At 35.3% G+C, this 23,937-nt stretch carries 22 protein-coding genes; 20 read left to right on the top strand and 2 right to left on the bottom strand.

Annotated elements, in window-relative coordinates; all coding sequences use genetic code 11:
- Nucleotides 1-10 precede the first annotated feature (10 nt).
- Nucleotides 11-262: a DUF3820 family protein gene (locus Q0838_RS04280; RefSeq protein ID WP_298951782.1), complete on the top strand. Its 252-nt coding sequence runs from the start codon at nucleotides 11-13 to the stop codon at nucleotides 260-262.
- A 5-nt stretch (nucleotides 263-267) separates the two neighbouring features.
- Here Q0838_RS04280 and yihA read toward each other — a convergent pair whose 3' ends face one another.
- On the bottom strand, nucleotides 268-867 hold the full coding sequence (yihA, locus tag Q0838_RS04275) for a ribosome biogenesis GTP-binding protein YihA/YsxC (protein ID WP_298951779.1): 600 nt from the start codon (nucleotides 865-867) through the stop codon (nucleotides 268-270).
- 100 nt (nucleotides 868-967) lie between these two features.
- Nucleotides 968-1,735 carry an alpha/beta hydrolase gene (locus Q0838_RS04270; RefSeq protein ID WP_298951777.1) on the bottom strand — a complete coding sequence of 256 codons (768 nt, stop codon included), beginning with the start codon at nucleotides 1,733-1,735 and terminating at the stop codon, nucleotides 968-970.
- Nucleotides 1,736-2,028: 293 nt separating this feature from the next.
- On the opposite strand from Q0838_RS04270, the gene mraZ reads away from it, so the two are divergent.
- The 19 genes from mraZ to uxaC all read left to right on the top strand — a co-directional run bounded on the left by mraZ (nucleotide 2,029) and on the right by uxaC (nucleotide 23,882).
- Nucleotides 2,029-2,484: a division/cell wall cluster transcriptional repressor MraZ gene (gene mraZ / locus Q0838_RS04265; protein ID WP_298951774.1), complete on the top strand. Its 456-nt coding sequence runs from the start codon at nucleotides 2,029-2,031 to the stop codon at nucleotides 2,482-2,484.
- Nucleotides 2,471-3,388 (top strand): 16S rRNA (cytosine(1402)-N(4))-methyltransferase RsmH, encoded by a 918-nt coding sequence (rsmH, locus tag Q0838_RS04260; RefSeq protein ID WP_298951771.1) that lies wholly within the window; start codon nucleotides 2,471-2,473, stop codon nucleotides 3,386-3,388. The genes mraZ and rsmH overlap by 14 nt, the downstream gene beginning before the upstream one ends.
- Nucleotides 3,389-3,718: an FtsL-like putative cell division protein gene (locus tag Q0838_RS04255; protein ID WP_298951768.1), complete on the top strand. Its 330-nt coding sequence runs from the start codon at nucleotides 3,389-3,391 to the stop codon at nucleotides 3,716-3,718.
- Complete coding sequence (locus tag Q0838_RS04250) at nucleotides 3,705-5,696, top strand: penicillin-binding protein (RefSeq protein WP_298951765.1); 1,992 nt, start codon at nucleotides 3,705-3,707, stop codon at nucleotides 5,694-5,696. The genes Q0838_RS04255 and Q0838_RS04250 overlap by 14 nt, the downstream gene beginning before the upstream one ends.
- Nucleotides 5,693-7,159, top strand: coding sequence for a UDP-N-acetylmuramoyl-L-alanyl-D-glutamate--2,6-diaminopimelate ligase (locus tag Q0838_RS04245; protein WP_298951761.1), 1,467 nt, complete (start codon nucleotides 5,693-5,695; stop codon nucleotides 7,157-7,159). The genes Q0838_RS04250 and Q0838_RS04245 overlap by 4 nt, the downstream gene beginning before the upstream one ends.
- Nucleotides 7,160-7,162: 3 nt before the next feature.
- On the top strand, nucleotides 7,163-8,395 hold the full coding sequence (gene mraY, locus Q0838_RS04240) for a phospho-N-acetylmuramoyl-pentapeptide-transferase (protein ID WP_298951758.1): 1,233 nt from the start codon (nucleotides 7,163-7,165) through the stop codon (nucleotides 8,393-8,395).
- A complete protein-coding gene (gene murD, locus Q0838_RS04235) occupies nucleotides 8,395-9,756 on the top strand; it encodes a UDP-N-acetylmuramoyl-L-alanine--D-glutamate ligase (protein WP_298951755.1) in 1,362 nt (453 codons plus the stop codon). Before mraY ends, murD begins: the two co-directional genes overlap by 1 nt.
- Nucleotide 9,757: 1 nt before the next feature.
- Nucleotides 9,758-10,960: an FtsW/RodA/SpoVE family cell cycle protein gene (locus Q0838_RS04230; protein ID WP_298951752.1), complete on the top strand. Its 1,203-nt coding sequence runs from the start codon at nucleotides 9,758-9,760 to the stop codon at nucleotides 10,958-10,960.
- Nucleotides 10,947-12,035 (top strand): undecaprenyldiphospho-muramoylpentapeptide beta-N-acetylglucosaminyltransferase, encoded by a 1,089-nt coding sequence (murG, locus tag Q0838_RS04225; protein ID WP_298951750.1) that lies wholly within the window; start codon nucleotides 10,947-10,949, stop codon nucleotides 12,033-12,035. Before Q0838_RS04230 ends, murG begins: the two co-directional genes overlap by 14 nt.
- Nucleotides 12,032-13,393 carry a UDP-N-acetylmuramate--L-alanine ligase gene (murC, locus tag Q0838_RS04220; RefSeq protein WP_298951748.1) on the top strand — a complete coding sequence of 454 codons (1,362 nt, stop codon included), beginning with the start codon at nucleotides 12,032-12,034 and terminating at the stop codon, nucleotides 13,391-13,393. Before murG ends, murC begins: the two co-directional genes overlap by 4 nt.
- Nucleotides 13,394-13,427: 34 nt before the next feature.
- Nucleotides 13,428-14,102: a cell division protein FtsQ/DivIB gene (locus tag Q0838_RS04215; protein WP_298951746.1), complete on the top strand. Its 675-nt coding sequence runs from the start codon at nucleotides 13,428-13,430 to the stop codon at nucleotides 14,100-14,102.
- Between the two features lie 4 nt (nucleotides 14,103-14,106).
- Entirely contained in the window at nucleotides 14,107-15,456 is a 1,350-nt protein-coding gene (gene ftsA, locus Q0838_RS04210; RefSeq protein ID WP_298951744.1) for a cell division protein FtsA, read from the top strand.
- A 96-nt stretch (nucleotides 15,457-15,552) separates the two neighbouring features.
- Nucleotides 15,553-17,571 (top strand): cell division protein FtsZ, encoded by a 2,019-nt coding sequence (gene ftsZ / locus Q0838_RS04205; RefSeq protein ID WP_298951742.1) that lies wholly within the window; start codon nucleotides 15,553-15,555, stop codon nucleotides 17,569-17,571.
- 159 nt (nucleotides 17,572-17,730) lie between these two features.
- Nucleotides 17,731-18,174, top strand: a complete 444-nt coding sequence (locus Q0838_RS04200; RefSeq protein ID WP_298951740.1) for a GatB/YqeY domain-containing protein — start codon at nucleotides 17,731-17,733, stop codon at nucleotides 18,172-18,174.
- Between the two features lie 181 nt (nucleotides 18,175-18,355).
- On the top strand, nucleotides 18,356-19,372 hold the full coding sequence (locus Q0838_RS04195; RefSeq protein WP_298951738.1) for a sugar kinase: 1,017 nt from the start codon (nucleotides 18,356-18,358) through the stop codon (nucleotides 19,370-19,372).
- The gene (gene eda / locus Q0838_RS04190; RefSeq protein WP_298951735.1) at nucleotides 19,372-20,028 is read left to right on the top strand and encodes a bifunctional 4-hydroxy-2-oxoglutarate aldolase/2-dehydro-3-deoxy-phosphogluconate aldolase; all 657 of its coding nucleotides are present in this window, start codon (nucleotides 19,372-19,374) and stop codon (nucleotides 20,026-20,028) included. Before Q0838_RS04195 ends, eda begins: the two co-directional genes overlap by 1 nt.
- A 120-nt stretch (nucleotides 20,029-20,148) precedes the next feature.
- Nucleotides 20,149-21,567: an acetylxylan esterase gene (locus Q0838_RS04185; protein WP_298951732.1), complete on the top strand. Its 1,419-nt coding sequence runs from the start codon at nucleotides 20,149-20,151 to the stop codon at nucleotides 21,565-21,567.
- A 75-nt stretch (nucleotides 21,568-21,642) separates the two neighbouring features.
- Complete coding sequence (locus Q0838_RS04180) at nucleotides 21,643-21,783, top strand: hypothetical protein (protein WP_298951731.1); 141 nt, start codon at nucleotides 21,643-21,645, stop codon at nucleotides 21,781-21,783.
- A gap of 689 nt (nucleotides 21,784-22,472) precedes the next feature.
- Nucleotides 22,473-23,882, top strand: coding sequence for a glucuronate isomerase (gene uxaC, locus Q0838_RS04175; protein ID WP_298951729.1), 1,410 nt, complete (start codon nucleotides 22,473-22,475; stop codon nucleotides 23,880-23,882).
- Nucleotides 23,883-23,937 lie beyond the last annotated feature (55 nt).

Here is a 23,937-nt window from a genome sequence, read left to right as displayed (position 1 = left end):
TTTTGAATAAATGGAAGAGCCGTTATTTGATCCTCAAATGTTGATAGAAATGTCATGGTATAAAATGCCCTTCGGTGCTCATAAAGGTAAATTCCTTAGTGAGTTGCCGGAGTCGTATTACATCTGGTTTAAAAGGCAGGGTTTTCCTAACGGCAAATTAGGTAACTACATGTCAAGTGTTTTTGATATGAAGGTAAATGGAATAGAAGGTATTTTGCGTGATACACGTAAAATAACCGTTAATGATAGGCCGGTTTTTTAATAAACTTATAAAGTGTCGTTTATACTGCCTATGTATTCTAATAGTTCTTCTTTTCCTTGATTATTTGAAGAGCTAGTTATAAAATATGGAGGCATTTCTTCCCATAATCCCTCAAGAAGGTATTTCTTATAAGTTTCTACATTGCGTTCTAAAGCTTTGGGTTTTAGTTTATCTGCTTTGGTAAAGATAATGCTAAAAGGAATACCACTCTCGCCTAGCCATTCCATGAATTCAACATCTATAGGTTGCGGTTCATGTCTTACATCTACTAATACAAATCCTGAGATTAACTGCTTGCGCTGCTCAAAATATTTAGTGATAAATTTTTGAAACTTAGCTTTACTGGTCTTAGAAACTCTTGCATAGCCATAACCAGGTAAATCAACTAGGTGCCAAGATTTATTAATCAGAAAATGGTTGATTAACTGTGTTTTACCTGGTCTACCAGACGTTTTTGCTAGACTTTTTTTATTGGTAAGCATGTTGATCAAAGAAGATTTTCCTACATTAGACCTGCCTATAAATGCATATTCTGGAATACCAGAGTTAGGACATCTTTTTACGTCTTGGTTCGATATAACAAATTCTGCACTAGTAATTTTCATATGGCAAAGGTAGTGGTTATTCTGCTAGATTTGTAATCAACGTGTTAGTAGGAGCTTCTTGTATAATAAGTAACTGTGGTAGTTTTAAAATATTTCTTTCTTATTTTAAGAATCTTTGCTCTAGCCAGTGGTTAAGAATTTTATTAAACTCATTAGGGTGTTCCATCATAGCAGCGTGACCACATTTATCTATCCAGTAGAGGTCGCTATCAGCAAGTTTTTCATGAAACTCGTTTGCAACTGCAGGCGGTGTCACACTATCTTGTTTGCCCCATATGATACAAACAGGAGTTTTCATGTTTGGTAAGTCCTTAGACATGTTGTGTCTAATTGCGCTTTTTGCAATGGTTAGTGTTTTAAGTAGTTTATTACGATCGTTAACCGTAGCAAAAACTTCATCTACTATTTCTTTAGTAGCAATGGCAGGATCGTAAAATACATCTTGACTTTTCTCTTTGATATACTCGTAATCACCTTTTTTAGGATAACTCTCACCCATCGCGCTTTCATAAAGACCAGAGCTACCGGTGATTATAAGAGCTTTTATTTTTTCAGGAAATAACTTTGTAGTAACTAGTCCTATATGGCCTCCTAGAGAATTACCTAATAGGATAACTTCTTTCCATCCCATATGGTCTATAAAGGCATTGATATGCTTTGCAAATGTACCGACACTAGTTTTAATAAGTGGCGTACTGTATAGGGGTAAAGTGGGAACGACTACTTTATACCCCTTTGAGGGAAAATAATCGATCACGCCCTGGAAATTACTTAATCCACCCATTAAACCGTGAAGTATGATAATAGGTAATCCTTCACCAGTAATATAGTATTCAAATTTACCGTCTTTGATTAAGTCGTGCGTCATAGGGTAATTCTAAGTAGCAAATATAGTTGTTTTGAATGTAGCAAGATGGCTCAATTTCTTCAGTTTTTAAAGAGAAAACTCAGTTTTTATTTAAAATAATAAATGTTGCGGTCTCGCTTTCGCGAAAGCGGAATTATTATCCTTTTTACTGGTATAATAATTATTCTTAAATTGTTAATAACTAGGGTAGTTATTCAGAATAGGGTCCTTTTATCAACAATGTGGTAAAATGTGGTAAAAAGTGGGATTTAATTTCTTATTTTTGATTTAGTAGCTCCAAAAGGCTATTTCTAGTGAACAATTTTATAGGTACATACCAGTGTAAAACAGATGCCAAAGGGCGATTTATGATGCCAGCTGCTTTAAAAAAGCAACTGACACCGGTCGTTCAGGATGGTTTTGTTATTAAACGAGCTGTTTTCCAGCCTTGTTTAGAGCTGTATCCTATGAGTGAGTGGAATAAAATGATGGAAAAGTTGAACGGTTTAAATCCTTTCAATAGAAAGCATAATGATTTTATACGTCGTTTTACAGCGGGAGTTAAAACTGTTGAGGTAGATTCAAATGGAAGATTGTTGATACCTAAGGATCTTATCACCCTTGCTGGAATTACAAAAGAAGTAACCGTTTCAAGTGCGGTTAATATATTAGAAATCTGGGATAAGCAGAAGTATGAAGCGGCTATAGATGACTCGCTAGATGACTTTGCTGATCTCGCTGAAGAAGTAATGGGAAATGACACAATCTAACTCTTATCATAATCCGGTTCTTTTAAAGGAAACCGTAGATGGACTAAATGTAAATCCGTCAGGAATATATGTGGACGTCACCTTTGGTGGTGGTGGTCACTCTCGTGAGATTCTCTCGCGTTTAGGTCCAGAGGGTAGGTTATTTGCATTTGATCAAGATGCAGATGCGCTGGGTAATGCTATAGATGACGATCGTTTTATGTTGATTAATCAAAATTTTGGTTACATGAAAAGGTTTTTGAGACTATATGGGGTAAAACAGGTGGACGGTATACTGGCTGATTTAGGCGTTAGTTCTCATCAGTTCGACCAGGCGGCACGTGGTTTTTCAACTCGATTTGATGCTAGACTCGATATGCGCATGAATCAAGATCAAGAGTTAGATGCTGTGGTTGTGGTTAATGAGTATGATGAAGAAGATTTAGTTAGAATATTTAAAGCTTATGGTGAGTTGCGTATAGCGCATAAACTGGCTAGAAGAATAGTAAGTGCTAGAGAAGAGTCTGAGATATTAACTGTGGCAGGTCTTAAAGAGATTTGTTCTCCACTAGTGCCAGAGAGAATTGAGCATAAATTAATGGCTCAGGTGTTTCAGGCTATACGTATAGAGGTGAATAAAGAGATGGAGGTGCTGTATGATTTTTTAAGACAGACAAAAGATGTGCTTAAAGTGGGTGGTAGATTAAGTGTTATATCTTATCATTCTCTAGAAGATAGACCTGTAAAAAGATTTATGCGTAATGGTCTTTTTGAAGGAGAGCCAGAGAAGGATGTTTTCGGTAGGGCTAGTGTTCCTTTTAAGAGAATAGGTAAAATGATTATCCCTTCTAAAGAGGAAGTGAAAATGAATAATAGGGCGAGAAGTGCAAAGTTGCGTATAGCTGAAAAAATAGAGAGCGAATAAATGGCTGCCAAAGTCTATGATATATTAAAGGGTACTTTTTTAACTAATGATGATGCTTTTAAAAACTGGCGTTTTATACTATTTGCTGCAGTACTTGCAATTGCTATGATTTTTACCGGTCATAGTTATGAAAGAAAAGTGCATAAGCTGGCTGCGGTAAATGAGCAGGTTACAGAGCTGCATAGTGAGTATACTGATTTAGAAAGAAGATTAATGTTTATGCAAATGGAGTCTAGCATAGCAAGAAAAATAAGGAATAAAGGGATTGCTCCTGCTAAGAGTCCACCGCAGAAAATAGTAATTGTAAAAAACAAAGATGGCGACAACTAATAAAGATATTTTGAACAAGATGTACTTAGTCAGTGCACTGTTTGTGGTTGTTGCGTTATTAGTAGTGGTTCAAATTATTAATATTCAATTTATTGAAGGTGATGAGTATCGCGCCAGAGCGGAGCAACGTGTTTTTAGAAACGATACGATTCCTTCTACTAGAGGTAATTTATATGATGCAAATGGGCAGTTGCTAGCAACTTCTATAAGTAAGTACGATATACGATTTGATGCCTTAGCGCCGTCTAGTAAAGATTTTAATGAGAATATAGCGGCTCTTGCTGAGGAGTTAGGAGAGAAATTTAACAAGTCTAAAAGTTATTATTTACAGAAATTAAGAAAGGCGCATAGTAATAAAAATCGCTACATGCTCATTGCAAAAAACCTTAACTATGGAGATTACAAAAAGATAAGAGAGTTTCCTCTTTTTGAAAAAGGTCCTTACCGTGGTGGTTTAATTGTAGAAAAAAGAATAGTACGTGAGCACCCATTAGGGAAAATGGCAGAGCGTATAGTAGGGTATGATCGCAAGGGAAGTGCTCCTGTGGGATTAGAAGGTGCTTTTGCTCCTTACCTGCGAGGTAGTGATGGTGTTAAGCTAGAACAAAAAATAGGTAAGAACCAATGGAAACCTATTAATAGTGAGAATGAATTAGCCCCTAACGATGGTTATGACGTATACACCACTATAGACGTAAATATGCAGGATGTCGCACATCATGCGTTATTAAAACAGTTAGAGTATTTTGAGGCAGATCATGGTACTGCAGTAGTGATGGAAGTGGCGACCGGTGAAATAAAAGCTTTATCTAATTTAGGAAGAGGTGATAAAGGTAAATATTTTGAAAAAAGAAACTATGCCGTGTGGGAATCTCATGAACCTGGCTCTACATTTAAATTAATGAGTGTTATCGCTGCACTAGAAGATAAAGTAGTAGATACTAATACTGTTTTTGATACGAAAGGTGGTAAAATTACTTATTACGGACGTAATGTACGAGATTCTAAATATGGTGGTTATGGTAAAATAAGCGTGGCCAAAGCGTTTGAAGTTTCTTCAAATACAGCACTAGTACAAATGATTCAAAATAATTATAAATCTAATCCAGAAGATTATGTAGATAGATTATATAGTATGAATCTTAATGAGAAATTGAATCTACCTATTAAAGGTGAAGGTGTCCCAATGATACCTCATCCTGATGATGAAAACTGGAGTGGATTATCACTGCCATGGATGGGCTTCGGTTATGGGGTTCAATTAACACCTTTACAAACACTTACGTTTTATAATGCTGTTGCAAATAATGGTGTTATGATAAAGCCTAGATTAATTAGAGAAGTTAAATCAAAGGAGAAGGTAATTGAAAAATTTAATCGAGAGATAATAAATCCTGCGATATGCTCTCAAAATACTATTGATAAGGTGAAGGTAATGATGGAGAACGTGGTGAAAAGAGGTACTGCAGATAATTTGTATAGTAAAAACTTTTCTATGGCTGGTAAAACAGGAACCTGTCAGACAGAGTACTGGAAGTCTTCTGGTAATTACATAGCCTCTTTTGCAGGTTATTTTCCAGCAGATAAACCTAAATATAGTTGCATCGTGGTGATAACAAAACCTAGTGTTAGAAAAGGCTATTATGGTAATATAGTAGCTGGACCTGTTTTTAAAACAATAGCGCAAAAAATATATGCTAATAATCCTTTAATAGATCAACTAGAGTTGCAGCAAGATATACCATCACAAATGACTGTGTCTGCAAATTCATATTTAAATAAAGTTCATGCTCAGAGTGAAGTTGCTTCCATGAAGATTCCTAATTTGATAGGTATGGAAGCGATGGACGCTATCGCGATAGTTGAAAATTTAGGTGCTGATGTCATTTTAAAAGGTTCTGGAAAAGTAACATCACAAAGTATAAAAGCAGGTGTTAAAATAGCTCCGTCAGATAAAGTAATTCTAACATTGATATGATGATTCTAAAAGACATATTATATAAAGTAAGTCTAGATACAGTTATAGGCTCAACAGATGTTCAAGTAAATGATATACATTTTGATTCTAGAACTGTTAATGAAGAAGATCTATTTATAGCGATAAAAGGAGCAACTGTAGACGGTCATGACTACATTGAAAAAGCGGTCTCACAAGGAGCTAAGGCGGTTGTTCTAGAGGTGATGCCAGATTACCAAGATGAAAATGTAACTTATGTAAAAGTTGAGAACGCACACAAAGCCCTAGCTTTAATGGCATCTAATTTTTATGGAAACCCTTCTAGACAACTGAAGTTGATAGGAGTTACAGGTACAAATGGTAAGACTACAACGACATCTTTATTATTTCAATTGTTCAAAAAGTCAGGTTTTAAATCAGGTTTAATTTCTACCGTAGAGATATTAATTGATGAAAAAGTAGTGCCTACAAAGCATACCACACCAGACCCTATGACTATAAATAAACATCTAGCAGCTATGGTTGCTATAGGTGTAGATTATTGCTTTATGGAAGTAAGTAGCCATGGAATAGCTCAAGAAAGAGTAACAGGTCTAGAATTTGCAGGTGGTGTGTTTACTAATCTTACCCATGATCATTTAGATTATCACAGCACTTTTGCAGAATATCGAGATGTCAAGAAGAGATTCTTTGATGAATTGCCTAAAGGCGCATTTGCGTTAACAAATCTAGACGATAAGAATGGTGCTGTAATGTTGCAAAATACAAAGGCCAAAAAGCTAGGATATGCCTTAAAGACATATACAGATTATCGCGCTCAGATCATAGAAAATCAATTTGGAGGGCTATTGTTAAAGATTAATAATCATGAAGTATGGTCTAAAATGGTAGGAGAATTTAATGCCTATAACGTTTTGGCTATTTATGCTTGTGCTATAGAATTAGGACTAGAAGAGATAGAGCTATTAGAGGTAATCTCACAGTTAGAAGCTGTTTCAGGTAGGTTTCAATATTTTACTACTGTAGAAAATAGTATTACTGCGATTGTAGACTATGCTCATACTCCAGATGCTCTTAGGAATGTTCTAGAGACTATTAATTCTATTAGAACTAGAAATGAGAAGGTAATTACAGTGGTAGGTTGCGGCGGTGATAGAGATACTTCAAAAAGATCAAAAATGGCACATATAGCCGCTGCTCTAAGTGATCTAGTTATTTTCACGAGCGATAATCCACGTACTGAAGATCCACAATCGATTCTAGACGATATGGAAGTAGGAGTACAGCCCCAAGACTATAAAAAGACTATAACCATCTTAGATAGAGGTCAGGCTATAAAAGCAGCAGCAAAAATGGCAGGTAATAACGACATCATTCTTATAGCAGGAAAAGGTCATGAAACATACCAAGAGATAAATGGTGTGCGATCAGATTTTGATGATCGTAAAGTAATAGCCGATATCCTTAATAACCTCAACAAGTAACAAATGTTATATTATTTATTCAAATATTTTGAAGAAGAATTCAATATGCCTGGTGCATCACTTTTTGGTTTCATAACCTTCAGAGCAGCCATAGCATTTGTTCTTTCTTTAGCATTTTCTACCATTTACGGTAAGCGTATTATTGCATTTTTACAAAGGCAACAAGTGGGCGAGACTGTACGTGATCTTGGGCTAGAAGGTCAGGCACAAAAGGCTGGTACACCTACCATGGGTGGTGTTATAATTATACTAGCGACTTTAATACCGGTATTTCTATTATGTCAACTAGATAATATTTATGTGGTTATGCTCATCATTACTACAGTGTGGATGGGATTAATAGGATTTACAGACGATTATATTAAAATCTTTAAAAAAGATAAAGGTGGTCTTAAAGGTATATTTAAAGTAATAGGTCAGGTAGGTTTAGGTGCTATTATAGGTTCTATTATGTTTTTTCATGATGGAGTTACTATAAAAGAAGAAAAAGCAAACGCAAAGAACTCACAAGAATTAATTACTCAAAACTTACCTATCGAGTTTGAAGCAGCAAAAAAGTCGACTAAAACAACTATTCCTTTTGTAAGAGATAACGAGTTCGATTATGCGAGCTTAATCGACTGGATAGATCCTAGTCTTGCAAACTGGGCCTGGTTAGTATTTATACCTATAGTGATTATAATAGTGACAGCAGTCTCTAACGGTGCAAACCTTACAGACGGTATCGATGGTCTGGCTGCAGGAACCAGCGCTATAGTTGTCATAACCCTGGCCTTATTTGCTTGGATTTCTGGAAACATTGTTTTTTCAGATTATCTCAATGTCATGTATATACCTAACTCTGGTGAGATGGTAGTTTTTGTTACCGCATTTGCAGGAGCATTAGTTGGGTTTTTATGGTATAACACCTTTCCAGCGCAGGTATTTATGGGTGATACAGGTAGTTTAACTATAGGAGGAATTATTGCGGTACTAGCTATTGCGACTAGAAAAGAATTATTAATACCCATATTGTGTGGGGTTTTCTTAATGGAAAACCTTTCTGTGATGATGCAGGTCAGCTGGTTCAAGTATACTAAAAAACGACATGGAGAAGGCCGTCGTATATTCTTAATGTCGCCATTGCATCATCATTATCAAAAACGCGGTATTCATGAAAGTAAAATAGTCGTGAGGTTCTGGATCGTAGGTATTTTACTAGCGATTATAAGTGTGGTAACTCTTAAAATGCGATAATGAATAAATCGCAGAAACATATAGATAAGGAGTGCCTAGTTATACTTGGTGGTGGAATTAGTGGCATAGGAGCAGCAATATTAGGTGCTCAAAAAGGCTATGAGGTTTTTTTAAGTGATGGTGGTGATTTAGGTTACGCTTTCGCGAAAGCGTTACAAAAACATTCCATTACCTATGAATCTGGAGGTCATTCTATGGATAAGATTCTCAATGCATCACTCGTGGTAAAAAGCCCTGGTATACCAGATAATGCTGCGATGATTTTAAAGATAAAATCTAAAGGTATTGAAGTCATTTCTGAAATAGAATTTGCGTCCCGTTTTACTGAAGAAAATATTATAGCCGTGACAGGAGCAAATGGTAAAACTACCGTTACTAGTCTTATAGATCATATTTTAAATGTGGCTGGGTTAGATCATACCACTGGTGGGAACATCGGTAAGAGTTTTGCACAGCAGGTATTTGAAGGTAAGTCAGAAAATAGATTGCTAGAAGTGAGTAGTTTTCAATTAGATGGAATAACCAGTTTTAAACCTCACATCGCGATTATACTGAATATCACTCCCGATCATCTAGATAGATATGATTACAAGTTTGAAAACTATGTCGCTAGTAAAATGCGTATTACGATAAATCAAGATGAGAACGATTACCTTATCTACAATATCGATGATAAAGCAATTACCGACGCCATAGAAAAATTAGATATAAAAGCACAGCTCATTCCTTTTTCAATGGAAAGAGAATTAAAAACAGGAGCATTTATGCTCGATAATAACCTATACATTAACACCCATAACACAGTATTTACTATGCCTACAGAAAAAATATCAATTAAAGGAAAGCACAACACTGCAAACGCAATGGCCGCTTCTACTGCATCAAAACTTTTACAAATAAGAAAAGAGACTATTAGACAAAGTCTTACTTCATTTGAAGGAGTGGAGCACCGTCTAGAGAATGTGCTGAAAATAAATAAAGTACAGTACATAAATGATTCAAAGGCTACTAATGTAAATGCTACTTATTATGCACTAGATACTATGGAACAACCTACAGTATGGATAGTAGGAGGAGTCGATAAAGGCAATAATTACTCAGAACTTTATAGTCTCGTAAATCGTAATGTAAAAGCAATCGTGTGTCTAGGAGAGGACAATTCTAAGATAGTAGAAGCTTTTGGTAATTGTGTAGAGCAAATGGTAGAGACTAGTAATATGGAAGACGCGGTTAGAGTAGCTTATAAGCTAGCCCAGGCTGGAGATAACGTCCTGTTGAGTCCTGCTTGTGCAAGTTTTGATCTTTTTAAGAATTATGAAGATCGTGGACGTCAGTTTAAAAATGCAGTAAGAGGATTATAAATTGAAGATTAAAAACTACATATCTGGGGATTCCTTTTTGTGGGCGCTAGTGATCATATTACTGGTGTTCTCTTTTCTACCTGTGTATAGTGCAAGTGCAAATCTTGCCTATATAGGTAAAGGAACTGGTAATACTACTAAGTTTTTAGTAAAGCATTTTGGTCATGTAGTGATAGGTTTAGGACTGTTGTATTCAGTTCATAAAATACCTTACAGATACTTCAGAGGATTAAGTGTTTTATTGTTACCAGTGGTAATAGTTTTACTAGGTTATACTGCTATGCAAGGTACAGTTATGGGTGGTGCCAGTGCAAGTAGATGGATGACAGTTCCTGTTATAGGAATGAAGTTTCAGACCAGTACCTTTGCCTTTGTAGTTCTTATGGCATACACAGCAAAATATCTAGCCTCTATAAAGGATAGAGTGGTGTCCTTTAAAGAGTCTATACTGCCATTATGGGTTCCTATAGGGATTATTTTAGTACTTATTGTTCCTTTTAACCTGTCTACTGCGGTGCTCATTTTTGCGATGATTATGTTAATTTGTTTTGTAGGTGGGTACCCTTTAAAGTATTTAATAGCTATGTTAGGGGTAGGGTTTATAGCGCTTACTTTCTTCATTTTAACGGCCAAAGCTTTTCCTGGTTTATTACCTAATCGTGTAGATACATGGGTGTCACGCATTGCCACATTCGGTGGTGAAGGCGATTCTGATTCTACTTATCAAGTGGAGCGAGCAAAAACAGCTATCGCAAATGGATATATAGTAGGTGTAGGTCCCGGTAAAAGTGTTACTAAGCATGTATTACCTCAGTCTGCAAGTGATTTTATCTTTGCTATCATATTAGAAGAATTTGGAATTATAGGTGGTTTGATTATTCTGTCCCTGTACCTTTTTTTCTTATTCAGACTTATTATAGTATCAACTAAAGCAAGCTCTGTTTTTGGACAGTTGCTAGTTATAGGTGTAGGATTTCCTATTGTTTTTCAGGCACTAACTAATATGGCTGTTGCCGTAAACTTAATACCGGTTACTGGACAGACTTTACCATTAATAAGTAGTGGAGGTACTTCTATTTTAATGACTTGTATGGCAGTAGGAATAGTGTTAAGTGTTAGTGCGCAAAGAGAAGAGTTAAAGGCTCAAGAGAAAATAAAAGAAGATGAAATGAACCCTCTAAACGTACTTAGTGAAGCCATATAGAATAATCATATCAGGAGGAGGAACAGGTGGCCACATCTACCCAGCTATTTCTATTGCAAATGAATGCAAGAGAAGGTGGGCAGACTGTGAGATACTTTTTGTAGGAGCAAGCGATCGTATGGAGATGGAAAAAGTCCCTGCAGCTGGTTATGATATTAAAGGATTGTGGATAAGTGGTATACAAAGAAGTCTGTCGCTTAAAAATCTTATCTTCCCATTTAAAGTGATAAAGAGTTTATACGACGCCAGTAAGATAATTAATTCTTTTAAGCCAGATATAGCCATCGGTACTGGAGGATTTGCTAGCGGTCCTTTGCTTTTCATGGCAAATAAAAAAGGAATTCCTACATTGATACAAGAGCAAAACTCATATCCTGGAATTACTAATAAAATACTAAGTAAAAAGGTAAATAAAATATGTGTAGCGAGCACAGGTCTAGAGCGATTTTTTCCAAAGCAAAAGATAGTTTTAACAGGTAACCCAGTACGCCAGGATTTACTTAATGTAGACTCTTTAAGAGCACACGCTTTATCACATTATCAACTCGATACAAACAAAAAAACATTACTAGTTCTAGGCGGTAGTCTAGGGGCAAGAAGAGTAAATCAATTAATAGAGAGTAATTTAAAACTATTTAAAGAAGAGAATATTCAGGTAATCTGGCAGTGTGGCAAGTTTTATTATCAGGAATATAAAGAAAAGTCGCAAGCAGGAATTCAGGTGCATGCCTTCTTAAATAGAATGGATCTCGCATATGCCGCTGCAGATTTTATTATCTCCAGAGCAGGCGCAGGCTCTATTTCAGAATTATGTATAGTCGGTAAGCCCGTGATTTTTATTCCTTCACCTCACGTTGCCGAAGATCACCAAACTAAAAATGCACAAGCAATTACTGCTCAAAATGCTGCGTTTTTGATTAAAGAAGCAGACCTAGATCAAGACTTTAAAACGTCATGGACTGGTTTATTATCAAATATAGAATTACAGAAAAGACTTTCTGAAAATATAAAGAAACAAGCACTTCCAGATGCTACTAAAACTATAGTTAACGAGTTAGAGCAATTATTAAAATGAAAGAACTAGAACACATAACGCATTTCTATTTCATCGGTATCGGTGGGATAGGTATGAGTGCGCTTGCCCGTTATTTAAATGATCAAGGGAAGCACGTTGCTGGTTATGACCGCGTGGTAACAGCTCTTTCTAAAAAGTTAGAAGATGAAGGTATTGACATTCATTATTCAGATAGTTTTTGTAAAATACCTGAACCGTTTAAGAATATAGAAACCTCACAAGTAATTTATACGCCAGCTGTTCCCGAGGATTTTGGAGAATTAGTTCGCTTTCGCGAAAGCGGAATTAACATCCTAAAACGTGCGCAATTATTAGGTCAAATATCTAAAACGATGACCTGTCTTGCCATTGCAGGAACACATGGTAAAACTACCACTAGCGCTATTCTTGCACATCTACTTTACAAAAGTGATGTAAAAGTTACTGCTTTTTTGGGAGGAATTATGGAAGAATATGATACTAATTATCTCTGTTCTGGTACAGACGTGATGGTAGTAGAGGCAGACGAGTTTGATAGATCTTTCATGCAACTAGTTCCAGATATCGCAGGAATAACATCTATGGATGCAGATCATCTTGATATTTATGGAGATGCCGCGACTTTTAAAAAGAGTTTTCATGATTTTGCCCGCCTGCTAGACGGTAAAACCTTGTTATTAAATGAAAAATTAGACCTTAAAGGTTTAAAAGTAGGATTAGATTCTGGCGATTATGAAGCTATCGATGAGGTAATCATAGATGGTGCTTATCATTTTGATTTAAAAACACCTCACGGTAAAATAGATAAATGCCTTTTAAAATTACCAGGTAAACATAATCTAAGTAACGCAATACTTGCTATGGCGGTTGCGTTAGAACAAGGTGCAAATCCAGAAAAGTTAAGATATGCACTCGCATCATTTCCTGGTGTTAAACGTAGATTTACTTACAGAGTAGATAATGATCACAGAGTGTTAATTGATGATTATGCGCATCATCCTAAAGAGATAGATGCAGTGTATCAAGCGGTTACAGAAATGTATCCAGACCAAGAAAAGCTAGTAGTTTTTCAACCCCATTTATTTTCTAGAACAAGAGATTTTATAGAAGAATTTGCTATTTCTTTGAGCAGGTTTAATAAAGTAGCTCTTTTAGATATTTATCCAGCTAGAGAACTACCTCTAGATGGTATAACCTCAGAATTATTATGTAGAAAGATTCATTCTCTTGAGCAATCACCTGACGTGGTTACTGTTGTGGATAAAGACGATATAGAAGAGTTTATTAACGATATGGGTACAAGAATTGTAATCATGTTAGGAGCTGGAGATATAGGTGTAGAAGTTAACAAATTAACAGAAAAATGGTCTAATGCATAACATAAAAAATATCATAAAATTGGTGTCGGTTGTCATGTTGGTAATCAGTCTTTATGCATTTGCGTCTAGTAGATATGAATCTAGAAAGCTCAAGGATGTAAGTATCACATTTACAGACTATAGTGATCCGTTGATATCAGAAAAGAACGTTAATAAATTGTTGATACAAAACGGCGATTCTATAGATAACTTGATAATAGAAAATCTAGATTTGAATAAGTGTGAATTAAGACTAGTTGAAAACGCAATGATCAGAGATGCAGAGGTTTCTGTATCTCTAGATGGATTACTCAAAGCTGTTGTGCACCCTAAAAAGCCTATAGCAAGAATAATGGGTAAGACAGGCGCATATCTAGACCAGGATAATTTAATGATGCCGTTATCAAAAGAACACACCGTTAATGTGCCTCTTATTTATGGCTTTAATAAAAAGGTACAAGATAAAACATTTGAATTAATCAATTTTATTAGAAACGACGATTTATTAAAAGCATCTTTTACTGAAATTAAATTTGATAAAAGACAAGAAGTGACCCTTTCTGTAAGAGCGTTTCATTTTAAAGTGAAGTTAGGAAGAGTGGAAAAATTAAATCATAAGATGATTAATTACAAAGCATTTCTTGCAAAGATGCAAAAGGATAAACAACTAGGTGATATTAAAACAATAGACTTGAGATTTGATAATCAAGTAGTAGTAACAAAAAGGTAGGGAAATGGAACAACAAGAATATGCAGTAGGTCTGGATATAGGTACAACAAAGATTGTATCTATGATAGGTCGCAAGAATGAATACGGCAAACTTGAGATTCTAGGTGTAGGTAAGTCTAAAAGCTTAGGAGTACATAGAGGTGTAGTGAATAATATTACACAAACCATAACATCCATACAACAGGCCGTTAGTCAGGCAGAAGGTGTAAGCGGTATAAAAATAAGTGATGTTACAGTAGGCATAGCCGGCCAGCACATACGCAGCTTACAACACAGTGATTATATCACTCGTGGAGATAGTGAAACGGTAATTGATCAAGATGATATTACAAAATTATGTAATCAGGTTTTGAAATTAGTTATGTTACCTGGTGAGGAAATTATACATGTTTTACCACAAGAATATAAAATAGACGGGCAGTCAGATGTTAAAGAACCAGTCGGTATGTACGGTGGTCGTTTAGAAGCAAATTTTCATGTTGTCGTAGGTCAGGTAGCCTCTATACGTAATATTTATCGCTGTGTGAAAAGTGCTAACTTAGGACTGAAAGCTATTACATTAGAACCTCTTGCAAGTGCAGACGCTGTGCTTAGTCAAGAAGAAAAAGAGGCTGGTGTAGCACTAATAGATATAGGTGGCGGTACTACAGATCTTGCTATTTTTAAAGACGGTATCATACGTCATACCGCTGTAATTCCACAAGGAGGTAATATTATAACACAAGATATAAAGGAAGGTTGTTCCATTATTGAAAAGCAGGCAGAATTACTTAAAACTAAATTCGGTAGTGCATGGCCTGGTGAGAATAAAGAAAATGAAATAGTTTCTATTCCTGGACTGAGAGGTAGAGAGCCTAAAGAAATTACACTTAAAAATTTAAGTAAGATTATTCATGCTCGTGTTATTGAAATTTTAGAAACTGTTTTTGTTGAGATAAAAAACTACGGTCATGAAGAGCCTAAAAAGCAATTAATAGCTGGGGTAGTTCTAACAGGTGGCGGTAGCCAGTTAAAACATATAAAACAACTGGCAGAATATGTTACAGGAATGCCTAGTAGAATAGGTTACCCTAACGAGCATCTAGCTGGTGGCAGTGATACAGAAAACACAAGCCCATTATTTGCAACCGCAGTAGGATTAGTCATGAAAGGTCTAGAAGCACATCGTGAAAACGTGGACGAAGTAGTAGAAGAACAAATCATGGAAGAAGAAGTCGAGGTAGTTGTAGAAAAAGAAGAGGATATAGTAGAAGCTGTGGAAGAAGAAAACACCACGACTCAAGAACCTAAAAGTAAAGGTATTTTTGATTCCTGGGCGACTAAGTTTAAAGACTTTTTAGATAAAGCAGAGTAGCTATCTAGTAACAGCACATTTGTTATTTAAAACAAGAAAAGAAAAAAAATACCGTGGTGTTATATCCACAAGCTTAAAACATAAAGTAGCCATATTATGAGTGAAGAATTTAACAGCATCGCGTTTGATTTGCCTAAAAATAAATCTAATGTAATAAAAGTCATCGGTGTCGGAGGTGGCGGTAGTAATGCTATCAAACACATGTACCAGCAAGGTATTAAAGGAGTGGATTTTGTAATCTGTAATACAGATTCTCAAGCACTAGATAACAGCCCTGTACCTAATAAAATACAGTTAGGTGTTACCTTAACAGAAGGTCTAGGCGCTGGAGCAAATCCAGAAATAGGAGAACATGCAGCAAAAGAGAGTATAGAAGATGTAAGAGCATTATTAGATAGTAATACTAAAATGGTTTTTATCACAGCAGGAATGGGTGGTGGTACAGGAACAGGTGCGGCGCCAGTTATTGCTCAAATAGCTCGTGATATGGACATACTTACGGTGGGTATCGTTACTACGCCGTTTCATTTTGAAGGAAAAATACGTAATGAACAGGCACAAAAAGGAATTGAAAAATTCCGTAAAAGTGTGGATTCCCTTATAATTATCAATAATAATAAACTGAGAGACGTGTATGGAAACCTAGGTTTCAAAGCAGGATTCTCAAAAGCAGATGAGGTACTTGCTACTGCCTCTCGCGGTATTGCAGAGGTTATAACAAATCACTACACTCAAAACATTGACTTACGTGATGCAAAAACAGTACTTGCAAATAGCGGTACAGCTATTATGGGTAGTGCACAGTCTACTGGTTCTAACCGCGCTCAAGATGGGATTCTCAAAGCACTAGATTCACCGCTTTTAAATGATAATAAAATATCTGGAGCAAAGAACGTGTTGCTATTAATAGTCTCTGGAACCGAAGAGATAACTATCGATGAAATAGGAGAAGTAAATGAGCATATTCAGGATGAAGCTGGTGGTGTTGCAAACATTATCATGGGTGTTGGTGAAGATGAGGCTTTAGGAGACGCAATTTCTATAACGGTTATAGCTACTGGTTTTGATGTAGAGCAACAAAACGAGATTTCAAATACCGAGGCAAAAAGAATTATCCATACACTAGAAGAAGAGCAACGTGCTACAGCAGTCCTAGACGAGGTAAATAGCAATGTTGTAGCAGGTAAGCTTATCATGGACCTTGAAGAAGAGATGGATAAGGATATCGCTTTCGCGAAAGCGGAACCAAAACAAATTCCCCTGCCAGTAGAACCAGAAAAACCTCTAGTTATAGTACATGAATTAGGTGATGAAGAGCCAGAAGAAACTAATGTTCCAGTTGTGGATGAAAACGTTTTAATTCCTTCTACAGAGTTTATAAACAACTTAAACGTGGTTTATGAAGAAGTTTTAGACCAGAGTCAAGACTTTGTAATTAAAGAAGTGCCTACAGAAAACATAGAGCCAAATGAACAAACAGTAATTAAAGAAGAAACTGAAGTAAAAAAAGAAGAAGAAGATCAATTCTTTTTAGACTTTGACATGCCTTTATCTGCTCAATTAAAAGAAGAAGAGAAAACGACTCCAGCAAAAAAGTATCTTCATTTAGAAGATATTGAAGATAACGAGCCTACTAATATCGACCCTGTAAAGGACGATACTCAAGAAGGGATTACAGTGTATTCTCTAGAAGATTATGCTGAAGAAGAAGAGCGTTTAAATAATGCAAAACCTCCACACAAGAAGGAAGAGAAAAAGGCAGCTGTAGAGCCAGAGATTAAAATTGTAACTAAAACTGCTCCTATAAAACTACAAGAAGTAAAAACAGTAAAAATAAATAAAGAAGTAGACCCTACAGACTTACCACTTAATGAGGTCTTAGTGCAAAGAGCAGAAGAACGTAGACGTAAAATGCATGCTTATAACTATAAATTTAAGAACTCTCATCGATTAGACGAGATAGAAAAGCAACCAGCATATTTAAGGCAAGGTATTGAATTAGATAAATTACCTAGAGAAGGAGAGAGATCTAGAACGACTCTTTCAATAAATGAGGATAATGAAATCCAGTTGCGATCTAAAAATAATTCTTTTCTACATGATAATGTAGACTAGATGCATTTTCCCCTAAATGCACGTAGCCCAAATACTGTAATGGTATTTGGGTTTTTTTATGCCATTCAAATTTGTATTTTTGAATGACATTAAGAGCAATATAGAAAACATAATCGTTGTGATAAAGTAAAACTGCAGCGGTAATTAGATAATTAAATTATGAGTTTAGAAAAAGATATCATGGCAGCTATGAAAGACGCCATGAAAGCAAAAGATCAAACAGCTCTAGCAGCATTAAGAGCCGTAAAGAGTGAAATTTTACTAGCAAAAACATCTGGTGGAGCTGATTTAATTAAGGAAGACGAAATAAAAATTGTCCAGAAACTAGTAAAGCAACGCAAGGATAGTGCTCGTATATTTTCTGAACAAAATAGAGAAGATCTTTCTGAGCCAGAACTAGCGCAAGCAGCCGTGTTAGAAAAGTTCTTGCCAGAACAATTAAGTGAAGAAGAAGTTACTGCAGTAATCAAAGAAATTATCTCTAAGACTGGAGCCGACAGTATGAAAGATATGGGTAAAGTAATGGGTATGGCAAATAAAGAACTAGCGGGCAAAGCAGATGGAAGAACTATAAGTACAGTAGTAAAAACACAACTTACATAATCTGTTTTAAAATAGTAAACAAAAAGGCTGCATTCTCTTGCAGCCTTTTTGTTTACCTATAGTTTTTTAGAGTTGCTCGCCATTATAGAAGGTTATGTCACATGGTCCATAGAGAAAATTATACTCATTAGGTACAGGATTGTGTAATTGTTGAACTAATATATGGATAAACCTTAAGTTTGTGTCTCAACTAAAAGAAATTATGTCACAAAAAGTAGTAACTCTGGGTGAGGTTTTGATGAGATTAACCGTACCTAATAATAAAAGATTATTTCAAACTGTAAATTTTGATGTGACCTTCGGAGGATCAGAAGCTAATGTAGGTGTTTCTCTTGCGCATTTTGGATTAAAAGCTACACACATAACGGCTTTACCTCACAATGATTTGGGAGAGCGTGTTTCTCGTTTTCTAAAATTAAATGGTGTAAGTAATAAAGGTGTAGTCCGTAAAGAAGGGCGTTTAGGTATTTATTATTTAGAATCTGGTGCAATGCAAAGACCCTCTAGAATAGTTTACGATCGTTTTGATACCACTTTTGGAGATCTAGATGAGTCAGAGGTAAATTGGGATTTAGTTTTTAAAGGTGCTGACTGGTTTCATTATAGTGGTATTACTCCAGCTATTTCTCAAAAAGCTGCAGATGTTACTCTTCGTGCATTAAAAGAAGCTCGTAAAAGAGGTATAAGCACCAGCGGTGATATTAATTACCGAAGAAATTTATGGCAATACGGTAAACAGCCGCTAGAAATCATGCCTAGTCTTGTGCAACTTACAGATGTAGTCGTAGGTGGACGTGTTGATTTAGAAAACTGTTTAGGTATAGTTCATGAAGACTGGCAGACTAATTGTAAAATGGTTCAAGATAAATACCCTCACATAAAAGTATTTTCTAAAACCATACGCAACGCAATGTCAGCGTCGAGAAATGAGCTAGCTGCAGTACTATTTAAAGATGGTAAGATGTTTACATCTAAGACTTATGAAATGAAAAATATCGTAGACCGCATAGGTGGTGGAGATGCATTTATGGCCGGTCTTATATATGGATTATTAAATCTAGATGAGCAGCAAACTATAGAATTTGCGATAGCAGCCTCTGTTTTAAAACACAGTACTATAGGTGATGTAAACTTAAGCAGTAAAGAAGAAGTAGAAGAACTAGTTAGTGGTAATAGTGTAGGAAGACTTTTAAGATAATGGACAGTAAAAATTTTATAAAGCTCACAGAAGATCATAAAATAGTGCCTGTTTTTTTTAATAAAAATAGCGACGTTGTGATCAAAACGATACAGGCCTCTTATAATGGAGGTGTTAGGATTTTTGAATTTGTAAATCGTGGTGAAAATGGATTAGAAACTTTTAAAAAAGTACTCAAGAATTTTTCTGATTATTCTGATTTAATTATCGGAGTAGGAACAATTTACGATTCTCAAACAGCACAAAAATTTATAGAGAGCGGTGCACAGTTTATTGTTTCACCTGGTCTTGTAATAGAACTGGCTGAATATTGTAAAAAAAATAATGTTGCATATATTCCTGGAGTGGCTACGATTACAGAAACGATCACTGCCATGCATTTAGGTTGTGAGATGATTAAGATATTTCCTGCAAATGTTATTGGTTCCGCTTTCGCGAAAGCGGTAAAATCAGTTATGCCTCACCTAGCAATTATGCCTACAGGAGGTGTAGAGCCCACAAGTGAATCTATGGGAGAATGGTTTAAGGCAGGAGTAAATTGTGTAGGAATGGGAAGTCAGCTTTTTGATAAACAAAAAATAAGCCGCGGAGACTTTCATGGTCTAGAAAAAGATATATCTATCGCGGTAGAAGTTGCTAAAACGATAAATAAGTAGCCATTTATAGAAATAATGCCCATTTTATCAATCCTATTGAAGTCCTAAATAAAAAGATCTTTGCACTTATGAGTTGAACTCAGCATAAATTAAAAGGTAAATAGTTGCAGCTTTACCCTTATGAATTTTTTGATAAGCTTCATAAGAAGATATTTTGATGATAAGCTATTTGAATGGGTGGATATTGTTATTTTAACTGTTTATATTGATGAGCGGGCATATGGTCTTAATTATAACAAGTTTGGAACTTTAAACATGAAAAATTATATTATCCTAGCACTATTAATGTCAGGTCTATCGGCAATGTGTCAATCACAAAAAGAAGATCTGATCAGAATTCTTGTTGCTCCTTTAAGTGATAGTTATGAATATGAAGTAGGAGAAAGGGCAGATTTTGAGATTTCTATTTTTAAATATGGTAAACTAGTTAAAAATGCTAAAATCAATTATACCATTTTTGAAGAGCAAATGAAACCTATAATTAAGTCTTCAATTACACTTAAAACTGGTCAAGGAATTATAGAAGGCATTCCAATGGATGAACCAGGTTTTTTAAGGTTAAAAGTAAATTATAAAGAAAAGGGTAAGATTTTTTCAAATACTGCTACTGCAGGAATAGAGGTGGATAAGATCAAATCATTTACTCAAATGCCAGCAGATTTTGATTCGTTTTGGAAAACAGCGATAAGAGAAGCACGTAAAATAGATCTGAATCCTCAGTATACCAGACTTCCTGGTCAGGATACAGATAAAAATCTTGCTTATCATGTAAGATTTAATAACGGTAAGAAGTCTTATATCTATGGAATTTTAATGGTACCTAAAAAAGAGGGTTCTTATCCAGCTGTTTTAACCGTTCCAGGAGCTGGTGTACGGGCTTATAATGGTACTAATAAGAGTGATGATGTTATTTCTTTGCAAATAGGTATTCACGGTATACCGGTTAACTTATATGGTAGCGATATTTATGATAATCTTGATAAAGGAGCTTTATATAAATATTATTGGAACAGAATGGACGACCGCGACGCATATTACTATAAGCGCGTTTATACAGGATGTGTTAGAGCTCTTGATTTTATCCATACTGTAGAAAAATTTGATGGTGATAATCTAGCAGTAATGGGAGGATCTCAAGGTGGAGCACTTGCTATAATGACAGCGGCACTGGATGATAGGGTAGATGCGATTGCAGCACTTTATCCCGCATTATCAGATCTAGATGGTTTTAATAATGGACGTGCTGGTGGCTGGCCTAGAATCTTTGAAACAGGCTTTAATTTTACCGAAGAAAAAAGAGCTGTAGCTCGATATTATGATATTGTAAATTTTGCTAGAAACCTTAAAACACCTGGTTATTACGCTTATGGTTATAATGATAATATAGTTCCTGCTAGTTCTGTTACTGCTATGTTGCATGAAATTAAAGCAAAGAAAACAGTCGAAGTTGCGTATGATGCGGCGCACTGGATGTACCCAGAAATACAACAACAAGCCAAAAAATGGTTGTTCAATAAAATTAAAGTTTCAGGGTATTAAAGGAGCATAACTTACACTATTACAATTTTAAAAAAAAGACTTTGACTTTTTGCAACTACCTTCTGTCTCTCTTGCTTGTTATTTAATATCAAAGAACTAGATCGTGTTGAGGTGCTAGATGTACTAGATAATGAAGCAATGTTTCATACACGGTCTGTTATTTATTTCTCTTACCAGAAATTAAACTATCCGGTAGAGGTTTCAATGATGGTATAGAAAGTAAATATGAGCCTTATCGAGGTCCAGTCCAGCTGTAAGGGATGCCTTAATGTTAGAGGTTATTACAGTGTTGGTATCATTTTTCATATACAGTTTTTGCAGATTTTACAATCTCTACACTCTCATGGAGTAGATAGAATAGGAGTCTAGTATCTTGTGATGTACGTAAATGCACTAGTAGGTAAAAGTAGCTTATGATAACAATTAGATTTAGATCTTTACAATAACCTAAATTCCTAAACCCCATTGACCTTGCACCAGCTTTTTTAAGAAATAGGTGTAGATTAATCGAGGTTTCTTTGCGTTACATGAATTACTGTATCTTATTAACGCATATGGCGATGCTCTTTTTGATTCTAGTTAGGTTATGCTCAGATCTATTATACAATTTTGAACCAGTAGTATAGGATACATTTCATCTAGGTATTAGAATTTCTATAGTGTATATAGAGGTAACGTTTATGGAGTTTTTCTACTGTTTCTAATTGTGATTTTAACAAAATTAACTTCATACAGTTATTATCTATCTGGTACTTATTATGTAAAAAAAAAGATACCTTCTAGATGTAACACTTTAAATAGATTATAACGCTCCTAAAATGAATGTTTCAATACAATTACGGTCTTATTAAGATTGGAATTACTATTTATAAGAATGATATTTGTTAACATTATTATCACATCCTATGAATTCATTTATCACTGAAGATTTTTTACTGCAAAATGATTTTGCAAAAAGACTGTATAACAATTATGCAAAAAATCTACCTATAATAGATTATCATAATCACCTATCTCCAGAGGATATAGCGACTAACCGTAAATTTGAAAATATATCTCAAGTATGGTTATCTGGCGATCATTATAAATGGAGAGCGATGCGCGCTCTAGGTATTAATGAAAAGTACATTACAGGTAATGCTAGTGACCGAGAAAAGTTTTCTAAGTGGGCTGCAGCAGTACCGTACACACTACGCAATCCATTATATCACTGGACACATCTAGAATTAGAGCGTTATTTTAATATAAATCAATTATTAACTGCAGATAATGCGACAGCAGTCTATGAAAAATCTAATGAATTGTTATCGCAACAATCACATTCTACTGTAGGATTATTACACCAACAAAATGTAGAGTTGTTATGTACAACAGATGACCCTGTGGATAATCTAGAACATCATGCTAGTATTAAAAAACAAGGATTATCACCACAGGTCTTACCTACCTTTAGACCGGACAAAGCATTTGGTGTACAAGACGCAGTCACTTATAAGGCTTACATAACAGACTTAGAAATAGCTGTAAGTTTTGATATTCATACTTATGATGATTTATTGCAGGCTCTACAAAATAGAGTAGATTATTTTAATAATCACGGCTGTCGACTGGCAGACTATGGACTAGAGCAGTTGTATTACAGTAATTCTAATGATTACGCGGTAGATGCTTTGTTTTCAAAAATTAGATCAGGTAAGAGTCTAGACGCTGAGCAAACGCGATATTTTACAGGAAAACTAATGTTAGAGCTGAGTAAGATGTATCACAAAAAAGGGTGGACACAACAGTTTCATCTAGGTGCTATTAGAAATAATAATAAGCGATTATTATCACAATTAGGACCGGATACAGGTTTTGATTCAATAGGTGATTTTTCTCATGCAAAATCAATAAGTAGTTATCTCAATGAATTAGACAGTACAGACCAACTGGCAAAGACCATTATCTACAATCTAAATCCAGCAGATAATGAGATGATTGCGACTATGGTAGGTAATTTTAATGATGGTACGATAAGAGGGAAAGTACAATATGGTGCCGCCTGGTGGTTTTTAGATCAAAAAGATGGTATGGAAAAACAACTTAATACACTTTCTAACTTGGGTATGCTCAGTACTTTTGTAGGTATGTTAACTGATTCACGCAGCTTTTTGAGTTTTCCTAGGCATGAGTATTTCCGTCGTATTCTTTGTAATCTGATAGGTAAAGATGTTGAGAATGGTGAGCTTCCTGCAGATGAGAAGTGGCTGGGTAAAATAGTAAGTGATATATGTTACCATAATGCTATTGATTATTTCGCTTTCGCAAAAGCGTAATTTTTAATATCATAGCGTAAAAAAAAAGGCTTGTAATAGAAATATTACAGGCCTT

It is taken from the genome of uncultured Nonlabens sp. (genome assembly GCF_947495285.1).
GTDB lineage: Bacteria > Bacteroidota > Bacteroidia > Flavobacteriales > Flavobacteriaceae > Nonlabens.
The sequence above is the reverse complement of the archived record's forward strand: the minus strand, read 5'-3'. Positions and strand labels throughout refer to the sequence as shown.

What these genes read in the sequence shown, in the direction of transcription:
- Q0838_RS04255 (WP_298951768.1), top strand. Translation starts at nt 3,389, where the DNA reads ATGGCTGCCAAAGTCTATGATATATTAAAGGGTACTTTTTTAACTAAT.
- Q0838_RS04250 (WP_298951765.1), top strand. Translation starts at nt 3,705, where the DNA reads ATGGCGACAACTAATAAAGATATTTTGAACAAGATGTACTTAGTCAGT.
- Q0838_RS04185 (WP_298951732.1), top strand. Translation starts at nt 20,149, where the DNA reads ATGAATTTTTTGATAAGCTTCATAAGAAGATATTTTGATGATAAGCTA.
- Q0838_RS04270 (WP_298951777.1), bottom strand. Translation starts at nt 1,735, where the DNA reads ATGACGCACGACTTAATCAAAGACGGTAAATTTGAATACTATATTACT.
- Q0838_RS04215 (WP_298951746.1), top strand. Translation starts at nt 13,428, where the DNA reads ATGTTGGTAATCAGTCTTTATGCATTTGCGTCTAGTAGATATGAATCT.
- murD (WP_298951755.1), top strand. Translation starts at nt 8,395, where the DNA reads ATGAATAAATCGCAGAAACATATAGATAAGGAGTGCCTAGTTATACTT.
- Q0838_RS04245 (WP_298951761.1), top strand. Translation starts at nt 5,693, where the DNA reads ATGATGATTCTAAAAGACATATTATATAAAGTAAGTCTAGATACAGTT.
- Q0838_RS04200 (WP_298951740.1), top strand. Translation starts at nt 17,731, where the DNA reads ATGAGTTTAGAAAAAGATATCATGGCAGCTATGAAAGACGCCATGAAA.
- Q0838_RS04280 (WP_298951782.1), top strand. Translation starts at nt 11, where the DNA reads ATGGAAGAGCCGTTATTTGATCCTCAAATGTTGATAGAAATGTCATGG.
- uxaC (WP_298951729.1), top strand. Translation starts at nt 22,473, where the DNA reads ATGAATTCATTTATCACTGAAGATTTTTTACTGCAAAATGATTTTGCA.
- yihA (WP_298951779.1), bottom strand. Translation starts at nt 867, where the DNA reads ATGAAAATTACTAGTGCAGAATTTGTTATATCGAACCAAGACGTAAAA.
- murC (WP_298951748.1), top strand. Translation starts at nt 12,032, where the DNA reads ATGAAAGAACTAGAACACATAACGCATTTCTATTTCATCGGTATCGGT.
- rsmH (WP_298951771.1), top strand. Translation starts at nt 2,471, where the DNA reads ATGACACAATCTAACTCTTATCATAATCCGGTTCTTTTAAAGGAAACC.
- ftsA (WP_298951744.1), top strand. Translation starts at nt 14,107, where the DNA reads ATGGAACAACAAGAATATGCAGTAGGTCTGGATATAGGTACAACAAAG.
- ftsZ (WP_298951742.1), top strand. Translation starts at nt 15,553, where the DNA reads ATGAGTGAAGAATTTAACAGCATCGCGTTTGATTTGCCTAAAAATAAA.
- eda (WP_298951735.1), top strand. Translation starts at nt 19,372, where the DNA reads ATGGACAGTAAAAATTTTATAAAGCTCACAGAAGATCATAAAATAGTG.
- mraY (WP_298951758.1), top strand. Translation starts at nt 7,163, where the DNA reads ATGTTATATTATTTATTCAAATATTTTGAAGAAGAATTCAATATGCCT.